Origin of the sequence: Pseudomonas sp. 39004 (genome assembly GCF_028682155.1) — a bacterium.
GTDB classification, from domain to species: domain Bacteria; phylum Pseudomonadota; class Gammaproteobacteria; order Pseudomonadales; family Pseudomonadaceae; genus Aquipseudomonas; species Aquipseudomonas capeferrum.
The window spans coordinates 1-12,824 of the sequence record NZ_JANIAG010000162.1; the positions used below are offsets into that span (position 1 = coordinate 1).

Consider the following 12,824-nt stretch of genomic DNA (forward strand, 5'->3'; position numbering starts at 1 on the left):
GGTCGCGCGCAAATGCCACAGGCCTCACTGGCCCGAAACAAATGTAGGAGCAAGCTGGCTCGCGATGCGCCGCGCGGGCGGCGCGTTCTCACAGGCGATGCGAGGGCTGCGGCGAACACCATTGGTCGGCAGCGCCCAACCGCTCTGGAACCTCTATTCCCTATGTTTGTTGCGTGGTTATGCGCCGGGCCCGGTGCTATGATCCAGCCCTTGCGTCGCAAAGAGTACAAACTCGCCGACGCTTATCGGGCCGCCCGTGATCGGCCTTGCGCAAACCGCAAATAGACCTGAATCAGGAGATCCACCATGGCTTTTGAATTGCCGCCGCTGCCGTACGCCCACGATGCCCTGCAGCCGCACATCTCCAAGGAAACCCTGGAGTATCACCACGACAAACACCACAACACCTATGTCGTGAACCTGAACAACCTGGTCCCAGGCACCGAATTCGAAGGCAAGACCCTGGAAGAGATCGTCAAGACCTCTTCGGGTGGCATCTTCAACAACGCCGCTCAAGTCTGGAACCACACCTTCTACTGGAACTGCCTGGCACCTAATGCCGGTGGTCAACCGACCGGTGCCCTGGCCGAAGCCATCAACACCGCCTTCGGTTCCTTCGACAAGTTCAAGGAAGAGTTCACCAAGACTTCGGTTGGCACCTTCGGTTCCGGCTGGGGCTGGCTGGTGAAGAAAGCTGACGGTTCCCTGGCCCTGGCCAGCACCATCGGCGCCGGCAACCCGCTGACCAACGGCGACACCCCGCTGCTGACCTGCGACGTCTGGGAACACGCCTACTACATCGACTACCGCAACGTACGTCCGAAGTACGTCGAGGCGTTCTGGAACCTGGTCAACTGGGCATTCGTTGCCGAACAGTTCGAAGGCAACACCTTCAAGGCCTGATGCTTATTCAGCCTTGAACGAAGAACCCGGCCCTGGTGCCGGGTTTTTTTATGCGCAGGTCATGGCCTCTTGCTCAGCCAGGATTGCGCGCTAACATCAAACCTCTGGAAAGTTGATACAGCGCACTCAAGTTGCAGGGCCAGGCGACCGATATACTGCCAAGGACAACCCCGCTCCTCGCGCTGTGTCCGTGGCACACCGGCCGATAGTGTATTGGTTTCATTGATGGCAAAATGATGCCATGCGCATGGATTAAGGAAACCCCATTGAAGCTGGAATTGCGGAACAGCTTGTCGGTCAAGTTGCTCAGGGTCGTGCTGCTGTCGGCGCTCGCAGTGGGCGTCGTGCTCAGTTGTGCGCAAATTGTCTATGACACCTACAAGACCCGCCAGGCTGTCAACAACGATGCCCAGCGCATCCTCGACATGTTCCGCGACCCTTCGACCCAGGCGGTGTACAGCCTTGACCGGGAGATGGGCATGCAGGTCATGGAAGGCCTGTTCCAGGACGAATCGGTACGCATGGCGTCCATCGGCCACCCCAACGAAACCATGCTGGCAGAAAAGTCCCGCCCGCTGCAGGACATGTCGATGCGCTGGCTGACCGACCTGATTCTCGGCCAGGAACGCACCTACACCACCCAACTGGTCGGCCGCGGCCCCTACAGCGAATACTACGGCGACCTGAGCATCACCCTCGACACCTCGTCCTATGGCGAAGACTTCCTGATCAATGCAGTGATCATCTTCATCTCTGGCGTGCTGCGTGCCCTGGCCATGGGCCTGGTGCTGTACCTGGTCTACCACTGGCTATTGACCAAGCCGCTGTCGAAGATCATCGAGCACCTGACCCAGATCAACCCCGACCGCCCCAGCCAACACCAGATTCCCCTGCTCAAGGGCCACGAGAAAAACGAACTGGGGCTCTGGGTCAACACCGCCAACCAGTTGCTGGCTTCCATCGAGCGCAATACCCACCTGCGCCATGAAGCCGAGAACAGCCTGCAACGTATGGCCCAGTACGACTTCCTGACCGGCCTGCCCAATCGCCAGCAACTGCAGCAGCAACTGGACAAAATCCTCGTCGATGGCGGGCGCCTGCAGCATCGCGTGGCGGTGCTGTGCGTGGGCCTGGACGACTTCAAGGGCATCAACGAGCAGTTCAGCTACCAGGTCGGTGACCAGTTGCTGCTGGCCCTGGCCGACCGCCTGCGGGCCCACAGTGGCCGCCTGGGGGCGCTGGCGCGGCTGGGGGGCGACCAGTTCGCCCTGGTCCAGGCCAATATCGAGCAGCCTTATGAAGCGGCCGAGCTGGCCCAGAGCATCCTCGACGACCTGGAAGTGCCGTTCGACCTCGACCACCATCAGATCCGCCTGCGCGCCACCATCGGCATCACCCTGTTCCCCGAAGACGGCGACAGCACCGAGAAGCTGCTGCAGAAAGCCGAACAGACCATGACCCTGGCCAAGGCCCGCTCGCGCAACCGCTACCAGTTCTACATCGCCAGCGTCGACAGCGAGATGCGCCGCCGCCGCGAGCTGGAAAAAGACCTGCGCGAAGCGCTGCCGCGCAATCAGCTGTACCTGGTGTACCAGCCGCAGATCAGCTACCGCGACCACCGTGTGGTCGGCGTCGAGGCCCTGCTGCGCTGGCAGCACCCGGAGCTGGGCATGGTCCCGCCCGACCAGTTCATCCCGCTGGCCGAGCAGAACGGCAACATCATCACCATCGGCGAATGGGTGCTCGACCAGGCGTGCCGGCAGCTGCGCGAATGGCACGACCTGGGCTTCAGCGACCTGCGCATGGCGGTCAACCTGTCGACCGTGCAACTGCACCACAGCGAGCTGCCGCGGGTGGTCAACAACCTGCTGCAAGCCTATCGCCTGCCACCGCGCAGCCTGGAGCTGGAAGTCACCGAGACCGGCCTGATGGAAGACATCAGCACGGCCGCCCAGCACCTGCTCAGCCTGCGCCGCTCCGGGGCGCTGATCGCCATCGACGACTTCGGCACCGGCTACTCCTCGCTCAGCTACCTGAAGTCGTTGCCGCTGGACAAGATCAAGATCGACAAGAGCTTCGTCCAGGACCTGCTCGACGACGATGACGACGCCACCATCGTCCGTGCCATCATCCAGCTGGGCAAGAGCCTGGGCATGCAGGTAATCGCCGAAGGCGTGGAAACCGCCGAGCAGGAGACCTACATCATCGCCCAGGGTTGCCACGAGGGTCAGGGCTACCACTACAGCAAGCCCCTGTCGGCCCGCGAGCTGACCAACTTCCTCAAGCAGGCCCAGCGCAACCAGGTCTCGATGTTCTAGCCGCTGGCGCCCCCGGTTACAGGCCGTGACCGGCATTTACATGAATTGCGCGTTCGCCCCTTTACAGCAAATGCAAATCTTTCGCATGATGTTGCGGTTTCGCGTGCCACGCCGCACGGTCCAACCACACGACGCAGGGAAACCAATAATGATTCGAATGCCTCTGGCCTCCGCCAGTCTGCTGGCCATCGCCATCGCTCTCGCCGGTTGCGGCGAAAAAGATGACAAGGCTGCCGCTCCGCAAGCTCAGGCACCTGCTGCCGCCAGCACCCCCGCTGCGGCGCCTGGGGCTGTCGATGAAGTGGCTGGCAAGGCGGTGGTCAAGCACTACGCCGAACTGGTCTACGCCGTGTACAGCGACTCGCTGAGCACCGCCAAGACCCTGCAGACAGCTGTCGACGCGTTCCTTGCCCAGCCCAACGACGAAACCCTGAAGGCCGCCAAGGAAGCCTGGTTCGCCTCGCGTGTGCCGTACCTGCAGAGCGAAGCCTTCCGCTTCGGCAACACCATCATCGATGACTGGGAAGGCCAGGTTAACGCATGGCCGCTGGACGAAGGCCTGATCGACTACGTCGACAAGAGCTACGAGCACGCCCTGGGCAACCCGGCCGCCAGCGCCAACATCATCGCCAACACCGAGATCCAGGTCGGCGAAGAGAAGGTCGACGTCAAGGACATCACCCCAGAGAAGCTGGCCAGCCTGAACGAGCTGGGCGGCTCCGAAGCCAACGTCGCCACCGGCTACCACGCCATCGAATTCCTGCTCTGGGGCCAGGACCTGAACGGCACCGGCCCGGGCGCCGGCAACCGCCCAGCCTCCGACTACCTGGAAGGCAACGGCGCCACCGGCGGCCACAACGACCGCCGTCGTGCCTACCTGAAAGCGGTCACCGACCTGCTGGTCAAGGACCTCGAAGAGATGGTCGGCAACTGGGCACCGAACGTCGCCGACAACTACCGCGCCAAGCTGGAAGCCGAGTCGGTCAACGACGGCCTGCGCAAGATGCTGTTCGGCATGGGCAGCCTGTCGCTGGGCGAACTGGCGGGCGAGCGCATGAAAGTCTCGCTGGAAGCCAACTCGCCTGAAGACGAGCACGACTGCTTCAGTGACAACACCCACTACTCGCACTTCTACGACGCCAAGGGCATCCGCAACGTCTACCTGGGCGAGTACACCCGCCCGGATGGCAGCAAGGTGACCGGCCCGAGCCTGTCGTCGCTGGTGGCCAAGGTTGACCCGGCCACCGACGCCACCCTGAAGGCCGACCTGGAAGCCACCGAAGCGAAGATCCAGGTGATCGTCGACCACGCCCTGAAGGGCGAGCACTACGACCAGCTGATCGCCGCCGACAATGCGGCCGGCAACCAGATCGTGCGTGATGCCATCGCTTCCCTGGTCAAGCAGACCGGTGCGATCGAGCAAGCCGCAGGCAAGCTGGGCATTACCAACCTGAACCCGGACACGGCCGATCACGAATTCTGATCCCTGCTGTAGCGGTTCTGAAGAAGGCGGCCCTCGGGTCGCCTTTTTTGTTTTGTCCTGCCTGACACTGATTTCATCCAGCAATTGCAAATTGCTCTTATTCAAACATCCCCACTTTGCTAAGCTTGCACGCCGGTTTTTCGCTCACGCCCAGGGTTCTAGATGTCCTCGTCGCTGTTCCGACTCTCTCCTCTGCTGCTGGCCTTTGCCCTCGCTGCCTGTGATGACGCCCCGCGTTTCACCCAGGCCGAGCCCGGCGAAGCGCTGTCGGGTGGCAAGGCGACGGTCCAGCGCAGTGATCGCAATGCCTACTCCCTGCCTTCGGCCAACCTCTCGCCCGAGCGGCGCCTGGACTTCGCCGTCGGCAACAGCTTCTTTCGCAACCCGTGGGTGATCGCCCCGTCCACCACCACCGCGCGCGATGGGCTCGGCCCGCTGTTCAACACCAATGCCTGCCAGAACTGCCACGTACGCGATGGCCGTGGCCACCCGCCAGCGCTCGATGACAGCAACGCGGTGTCGATGCTGGTGCGCCTGTCGATCCCCGACCAGCCTTACCTGGCCAAGGTGATCGAACGCCTGGGCGTGGTCCCCGAGCCGGTATACGGCACCCAGCTGCAGGACATGGCCATCCCCGGGGTGGCGCCGGAGGGCAAGGTGCGGGTGACCTACGCCAACCAGGCTGTCACCTTCAAGGACGGCCATCAGCTCGAGCTGCGCCGCCCAAGCCTGCAGATCACCCAGCTTGGCTACGGCGCGATGCACCCCGACACCCGTTTCTCGGCCCGCGTGGCGCCGCCGATGATCGGCCTTGGCCTGCTCGAAGCCATCCCCGAAGCCGATATCCTGGCCAACGAAGACCCGGACGACCGCAACCGCGATGGTATCCGTGGCCGTGCCAACCGGGTCTGGGACGACGCCGAGGGCAAAACCGTGGTTGGCCGCTTCGGCTGGAAAGCCGGGCAACCCAACGTCAACCAGCAGAACGTCCATGCGTTTGCCGGCGACATGGGCCTGACCACCACCCTGCAACCCAAGGACGACTGCACCGCGGCGCAAGTCGACTGCCTGGCCGCCCCCAATGGCGATGGCAACGGTGGCGAAAAGGAAGTCAGCGACAACATCCTGCGCCTGGTGACCTTCTACACCCGCAACCTGGCAGTGCCTGCCCGTCGTGACGTGGGTTCGCCGCAGGTGCTGGCGGGCAAGAACCTGTTCTTCCAGGCCGGTTGCCAAGGCTGCCATACCCCGCAATTCACCACCGCCGCAAACGCCGCAGAGCCTGAGCTGGCCGGCCAGGTGATCCGCCCCTACAGTGACCTGCTGTTGCATGACATGGGGCCGGGCCTGGCCGATGAACGCACCGAATTCGCCGCCAATGGCCAGGACTGGCGCACCCCGCCGCTGTGGGGCATAGGCCTGAGCGAAACGGTCAGTGGCCACAGCCAGTTCCTGCACGACGGCCGCGCCCGCAACCTGCTCGAAGCCGTGCTCTGGCACGGTGGCGAAGCGCAAGCGGCGCGCAACTTCGTACTCACCTTCAATGCCGAGCAGCGCGCCGCGTTGCTGGCTTTCCTGAATTCACTTTAAACGCGCAAGGAGCCGGGCATGTTCCGACCTAAACTGTTGTTCACCAGCCTCGCCGCACTCGCCCTCGGCGCCTGCTCGCCGCAGGACCCGCAAGCGGTGACCTCCGCCGCCATCGCCAAGCAGGTGATCCTGCCCACCTACAGCCGCTGGGTCGAAGCCGACCGCCAGTTGGCCGTCAGCGCCTTGGCCTATTGCGAAGGCAAGGCCAGCCTGGACACCGCCCGCGCCGACTTCCTTACTGCGCAAAAGGCCTGGGCCGAGCTGCAACCCTTGCTGGTCGGCCCACTGGCCGAAGGCAACCGTCCTTGGCAGGTGCAGTTCTGGCCCGACAAGAAGAACCTGGTCGGCCGCCAGGTCGAGCAACTGGTCAACGCCGACAAGCCCGTCGATGCCGCTACCTTGGGCAAGGCCAGCGTCGTGGTGCGCGGCCTGTCGGCCTACGAGTACATCCTCTTCGACAGCAAGCCGGATGTTGCCACGCCTGAACAGAAGGCCCGCTACTGCCCATTGCTGGTGGCCATCGCCGACCACCAGAAGGCCCTGGCCGAAGAGATCCTCAAGGGCTGGAACAGCACCGACGGCATGCTCTCGCAGATGACCAAGTTCCCCAACCAGCGCTACGCCGACTCCCACGAGGCCATCGCCGATCTGCTGCGCGCACAGGTCACCGCCCTGGATACCCTGAAGAAAAAGCTCGGCGCCCCCATGGGCCGGCAGAGCAAGGGCATCGTCCAGCCGCTGCAGGCCGAAGCCTGGCGCAGCCATTCTTCGCTCAAGAGCCTGGAGGCCAGCCTGAAGGCTGCCCAGGCGGTCTGGGTCGGGGTCGACAACCAGGGCTTGCGCGGCCTGCTGGGCAGCGACCAGAAGGCCTTGGCGGGCAAGATCGACGAGGCTTACGCTACGTCCATCAAACTGCTGGCCGACAACCAGAAGACCCTCGGCGAGCTGCTGGCCGATGACGCCGGCAAGCAGACCCTCAACCAGATCTACGACAGCCTCAACGTCGTCCACCGCCTGCACGAAGGCGAGCTGGCCAAGGCGTTGAACATCCAGCTGGGCTTCAATGCCAACGACGGTGACTGATCATGCTGCGACGCCAGGCCCTCAAACTCGGTAGTGTATTGCTCAGCGCCCTGACCCTGGGCGGCTGGAGCCTGTTGCGCAACAAAGGCGGCGAACCTCTGCTGCTCTCGGCGCGTGACGATGGCGATGGCAAGCATTACGCCGTCGGGTTTCGCCTGGACGGCACCCAGGTGTTCAGCACCCAGGTTGCCCAGCGTTGCCACGCCATCATCAACCACCCCGAGCTGCCGATCGCCCTGTTCGTCGCCCGCCGCCCGGGTACCGAAAGCTACCTGGTCGACCTGCGCGACGGGCGTCTGCTGCAAACCGTGACCTCGCAGCCCAACCGCCACTTCTACGGCCACGCGGTCATCCACAAGGATGGCGAGTGGCTGTACACCACCGAGAACGATACCCGCGACCCTGGGCGCGGCGTGCTGGGCGTCTACCGTTTCGAGGGCGAACGCCTGGTGCACAGCGGCGAGCTCTCGACCCACGGTATCGGCCCGCATGAAGTGGCCTGGCTACCAGACGGCGAAACACTGGTGGTGGCCAACGGCGGCATCCGCACCGAGGCCGAAAGCCGCGTGGAGATGAACCTCGACGCCATGCAACCGAGCCTGGTGCTGATGCAGCGCGACGGCACCCTGCTGAGCAAGGAAACCCTCGCCCAGCAGATGAACAGCGTGCGTCACCTGGCTATTGGCGACGACGGCACCATCGCCGCCTGCCAGCAGTTCATGGGCGACGCCGATGAGACGGCCGAGCTGCTGGCCATCAAGCGCCCGGGCGAGCCGTTCAAGGCCTTTCCGGTGCCGGAGCGGCAGTTGCAGGCCATGGCCCAGTACACCGCCAGCGTTGCCATTCACAGCGACTTGCGGCTGGTGGCGCTGACGGCGCCGCGGGCCAACCGCTTGTTCGTCTGGGACCTGGACAGTGGAGCGGTGAAGCTGGATGCACCAATGCCCGATTGCGCTGGGGTAGGTGCGGTGAAAGATGGCTTTGTCGTGACTTCCGGGCAGGGGCGTTGCCGCTTTTACGATTGCCGCAAAGCGGAGCTGATCGGGCAACCGATGCAGCTGCCTTCCGGATTCTGGGACAACCACTTGCACCTGGCCTGATCTTCTCGGCTGCCAATACTGGCCTCTTCGCGAGGCCAGCACACACAAAGCAATTCCCCATCCTGCCAAAAACAGTCAATACTTGCCCCATCCACACGTGGGCAGGGTCGCCCGTTGTCGTGTCAAAACGAATAACAACCACGTATCCAAGGAACCGGACCTATGCTGCGCCGCCGCATGCTCATCATGTTGGCCGTCGTTCTGCTGATCGTGTTGGCCTTGGGGGGCTACAAGGCCTACTCGATCTACCAGCAGATCCAGGTGTTCACTGCCCCCAAACCGCCCATCACCGTGGCAGCGGCGCTGGCCGAAGAACGCCAGTGGCAAGAGCGCCTGCCCGCCGTCGGCAGCCTCAAGGCATTGCAAGGCGTCGAGCTGAGCCTTGAAGTCGAAGGCATCGTCAAAAGCCTGCACTTCGACTCCGGCCAGAAGGTCAAGGCCGGGCAACTGCTGCTGCAACTCAACGACGACCAGGAAACCGCCCTGCTCGGCACCGCCCAGGCCGACCTGGGCCTGGCCAAGGTCGATTTCGGCCGGGGCAGCCAGCTGGTGGTCGACTCGGCCATTTCCCGTGGCGAGTACGATCGCCTCACCGCCCAGTACCGGCGCAATCAGGCAGTGGTCGATCAGCTCAAGGCCTCGAAGACCAAGAAAAGCATCAGTGCCCCCTTCAGCGGCACCATCGGCATCCGCCAGGTCGATGTCGGCGACTACCTGGCAGCCGGCACCGTGATCGCCACCCTGCAAGACCTGTCCAGCCTCTACGTCGACTTCAACGTGCCCGAACAGGCCCTGCCGCACCTGAGCCTGGGCCAGCAGGTGTTGCTGCAGGTGGCGGCCTACCCCGGCCAGACCTTCCCCGCCAGCCTCAGCGCCATCAACCCCAAGGTCGAGGAAACCACCCGCAACCTGCTGGCCCGCGCCACCTTGGCCAACCCCGACGGCAAGCTGCTGCCGGGCATGTTTGCCAACTTGCTGATCCTGTTGCCCGACCCGCAGCCGCGCGTGGTGGTACCGGAAAGCGCCATCACCTACACCCTGTATGGCAACTCGGTGTATGTCGCCACACCCAAGCAGGGCGAGGACGGCACCCCAGAGAAAACCGACGATGGCCAACCCCGGCTCAGCGCCGAGCAACGCACCGTGCAGACCGGCGAGCGCCGCGACGGCGTGGTGGTGGTCAGCAAGGGCCTGAAGGCTGGCGAGCAGGTGGTCACCGCCGGGCAGCTGAAACTGACCCCGGGCGCGGCGATCCGCATTGGCCAGGACAAGGCGCTCACGCCTGATCACGGCACCCCGCACAAAGACTGACAGGAGGCAGGCATGGCGTTCACCGACCCGTTCATCCGCCGCCCGGTCCTGGCCAGCGTCGTCAGCCTGCTGATCTTGCTGCTGGGCTTTCAGGCCTGGAGCAAACTGCAGATCCGCCAGTACCCGCAAATGGAGAACGCCCTGATCACGGTGACCACCGCCTACCCGGGTGCCAACGCCGAAACCATCCAGGGCTATATCACCCAGCCCCTGCAGCAAAGCCTGGCCAGCGCCGAAGGCATCGACTACATGACCTCGGTGAGCCGGCAGAACTTCTCGATCATCTCCATCTATGCGCGCATTGGCGCCGACAGTGACCGTTTGTTCACCGAACTGCTGGCCAAGGCCAACGAGGTGCGCAACAAGCTGCCGCAAGACTCCGAAGACCCGGTGTTGAGCAAGGAGGCCGCCGATGCCTCGGCGCTGATGTACATCAGCTTCTACAGCAAGGAAATGAGCAACCCGCAGATCACCGACTACCTGTCACGGGTGATCCAGCCCAAGCTTGCCACCCTGCCGGGCATGGCCGAGGCCGAGATTCTCGGCAACCAGGTGTTCGCCATGCGCATCTGGATCGACCCGGTGAAGCTGGCCGGCTTCGGCCTCTCGGCAACCGACGTGACCAGCGCCGTGCGCCGCTACAACTTCCTCTCCGCTGCCGGCGAGGTGAAGGGCGAGTACGTGGTCACCAGCATCAATGCCAGCACCGAGCTCAAGTCTGCCGAGGCGTTCGCCGCCCTGCCGGTCAAGACCAGTGGCGACGGCCGGGTGTTGCTGGGTGATGTGGCACGGGTCGAGATGGGCGCAGAAAACTACGACACGGTCAGCTCGTTCGACGGCATTCCCTCGGTCTACATCGGCATCAAGGCCACTCCGGCCGCCAACCCGCTGGAAGTGATCAAGGAAGTCCGGCGCATCATGCCGGAGCTTGAGAGCCAGCTGCCCTCGGCGCTGAAGGTGTCGATTGCCTACGACGCCACGCTGTTCATCCAGGCCTCCATCGACGAGGTGATCAAGACCCTCGGCGAAGCGGTGCTGATTGTCATCGTCGTGGTGTTCCTGTTCCTCGGTGCCCTGCGCTCGGTGCTGATCCCGGTGGTGACCATCCCGTTGTCGATGATCGGCGTGCTGTTCTTCATGCAGATGATGGGCTACTCGCTCAACCTGTTGACCCTGTTGGCGATGGTGCTGGCGATCGGCCTGGTGGTGGACGACGCCATCGTCGTGGTGGAAAACATCCACCGGCACATGGAAGAAGGTAAATCGCCGTTCGATGCGGCGCTCGAAGGTGCCCGGGAAATCGCCATGCCGGTGGTCTCGATGACCATCACCCTGGCGGCGGTGTATGCCCCTATCGGCTTTTTGACCGGGCTTACAGGAGCGCTGTTCAAGGAGTTCGCGCTGACCCTGGCCGGTGCGGTAATCATCTCCGGCATCGTCGCGCTGACCCTTTCACCCATGATGTGCGCGCTGCTGCTGCGCCCGGAACAGAACGCCACAGGCCTTGCCCACCGCCTCGACCGGCTGTTCGAGCGCCTAAAGGTGCGCTACCAGCGCCTGCTGCACGCCACCCTGAACAGCCGGCCGGTGGTGCTGGTGTTCGCGGTCATCATCCTGTGCCTGATCCCGGTACTGCTCAAGTTCACCCAGAACGAGCTGGCGCCCAACGAGGATCAAGGGGTGATTTTCATGATCAGCAGCTCGCCGCAACCGGCCAACCTCGACTACCTCAATGCCTACACCGACCAGTTCACGCCGCTGTTCAAAGCCTTCCCCGAGTACTACTCGTCGTTTCAGATCAACGGCTTCAACGGTGTGCAGAGCGGCATCGGCGGCTTCCTGCTCAAGCCGTGGAACGAGCGCGAACGTACGCAGATGGAGCTGCTGCCGCTGGTGCAGGCCAAGCTTGAGGAAATCGGCGGCCTGCAGATCTTCGGCTTCAACCTGCCATCGCTGCCCGGCACCGGTGAGGGCCTGCCGTTCCAGTTTGTGATCAACACCGCCGGGGATTATCCGGCGCTGCTGGAGGTAGCTCAGCGCATCAAGACCCGCGCCCAAGCGTCAGGCAAGTTCGCCTTCCTCGACATCGACCTGGCCTTCGACAAACCTGAGGTGGTGGTCGATATCGACCGTGCCAAAGCGGCGCAGATGGGGGTTTCGATGGACACCCTGGGCGGCACGCTGGCGACCTTGCTGGGCGAGGCGGAAATCAACCGTTTCACCCTGGAGGGCCGCAGCTACAAGGTGATTGCCCAGGTCGAGCGGCCGTACCGCGACAACCCCGGCTGGCTGAACAACTACTACGTGAAGAACGACCAGGGCCAGTTGCTGCCCCTGTCGACCCTGATTACCCTCAGCGACCGCGCCCGCCCGCGCCAGCTCAACCAGTTTCAGCAGTTGAACTCGGCGATCATCCAGGGCGTGCCCATGGTCAGCCTGGGCGAGGCCCTGCAGACCGTGCAGGCCATCGCCCGCGAAGAGGCCCCGGAAGGTTTCGCCTTCGACTATGCCGGGGTGGCACGCCAATACGTCCAGGAAGGCAGCGCCCTGTGGGTGACCTTCGGCCTGGCGCTGGCGATCATCTTCCTGGTGCTGGCCGCGCAATTCGAGAGCTTCCGTGACCCCTTGGTGATTCTGGTGACGGTGCCGTTGTCGATCTGCGGTGCGCTGCTGCCGCTGTTCCTGGGCATCTCCAGCATGAACATCTACACCCAAGTGGGGCTGGTGACCCTGATCGGGCTGATCAGCAAGCACGGCATTCTGATCGTCGAGTTCGCCAACCAGTTGCGCGAAGAAAAAGGCTTGAGCGTGCGCGAGGCGATCGAGGAAGCGGCAGCCATTCGCCTGCGCCCGGTGCTGATGACCACTGCGGCAATGGTGTTCGGCATGGTGCCGTTGATCCTGGCGACCGGTGCGGGGGCGGTGAGCCGGTTCGATATCGGGACGGTGATTGCAACCGGGATGTCGATCGGGACGCTGTTTACCTTGTTTGTGCTGCCTTGTATCTACACCTTGCTGGCGCACAAGACGCAGGCC

The 12,824-nt window shown here is 63.6% G+C and carries 8 protein-coding genes; all 8 read left to right on the top strand.

Annotation, left to right across the window (positions count from 1 at the left end):
- Positions 1 to 306 precede the first annotated feature (306 nt).
- Complete coding sequence (locus tag NP534_RS21820) at positions 307 to 903, top strand: superoxide dismutase (protein WP_033702796.1); 597 nt, start codon at positions 307 to 309, stop codon at positions 901 to 903.
- Between the two features lie 266 nt (positions 904 to 1,169).
- Positions 1,170 to 3,221, top strand: coding sequence for a putative bifunctional diguanylate cyclase/phosphodiesterase (locus NP534_RS21825; RefSeq protein WP_274100077.1), 2,052 nt, complete (start codon positions 1,170 to 1,172; stop codon positions 3,219 to 3,221).
- A 148-nt stretch (positions 3,222 to 3,369) separates the two neighbouring features.
- Positions 3,370 to 4,704: an imelysin family protein gene (locus NP534_RS21830; RefSeq protein ID WP_274100078.1), complete on the top strand. Its 1,335-nt coding sequence runs from the start codon at positions 3,370 to 3,372 to the stop codon at positions 4,702 to 4,704.
- A 162-nt stretch (positions 4,705 to 4,866) separates the two neighbouring features.
- Positions 4,867 to 6,294: a di-heme oxidoreductase family protein gene (locus NP534_RS21835; protein WP_274100079.1), complete on the top strand. Its 1,428-nt coding sequence runs from the start codon at positions 4,867 to 4,869 to the stop codon at positions 6,292 to 6,294.
- 18 nt (positions 6,295 to 6,312) lie between these two features.
- Complete coding sequence (locus NP534_RS21840) at positions 6,313 to 7,377, top strand: imelysin family protein (RefSeq protein ID WP_095064201.1); 1,065 nt, start codon at positions 6,313 to 6,315, stop codon at positions 7,375 to 7,377.
- 2 nt (positions 7,378 to 7,379) lie between these two features.
- A complete protein-coding gene (locus NP534_RS21845) occupies positions 7,380 to 8,477 on the top strand; it encodes a DUF1513 domain-containing protein (RefSeq protein ID WP_033702801.1) in 1,098 nt (365 codons plus the stop codon).
- A gap of 162 nt (positions 8,478 to 8,639) precedes the next feature.
- A complete protein-coding gene (locus tag NP534_RS21850; protein ID WP_274100080.1) occupies positions 8,640 to 9,788 on the top strand; it encodes an efflux RND transporter periplasmic adaptor subunit in 1,149 nt (382 codons plus the stop codon).
- A gap of 12 nt (positions 9,789 to 9,800) precedes the next feature.
- On the top strand, positions 9,801 to 12,824 hold a 3,024-nt coding region (locus NP534_RS21855), incomplete at its 3' end, for a multidrug efflux RND transporter permease subunit (protein WP_274100081.1).

Coding starts and splice junctions, on each gene's coding strand:
- NP534_RS21820 (WP_033702796.1), top strand. CDS start 307: ATGGCTTTTGAATTGCCGCCGCTGCCGTACGCCCACGATGCCCTGCAG.
- NP534_RS21830 (WP_274100078.1), top strand. CDS start 3,370: ATGATTCGAATGCCTCTGGCCTCCGCCAGTCTGCTGGCCATCGCCATC.
- NP534_RS21835 (WP_274100079.1), top strand. CDS start 4,867: ATGTCCTCGTCGCTGTTCCGACTCTCTCCTCTGCTGCTGGCCTTTGCC.
- NP534_RS21840 (WP_095064201.1), top strand. CDS start 6,313: ATGTTCCGACCTAAACTGTTGTTCACCAGCCTCGCCGCACTCGCCCTC.
- NP534_RS21845 (WP_033702801.1), top strand. CDS start 7,380: ATGCTGCGACGCCAGGCCCTCAAACTCGGTAGTGTATTGCTCAGCGCC.
- NP534_RS21850 (WP_274100080.1), top strand. CDS start 8,640: ATGCTGCGCCGCCGCATGCTCATCATGTTGGCCGTCGTTCTGCTGATC.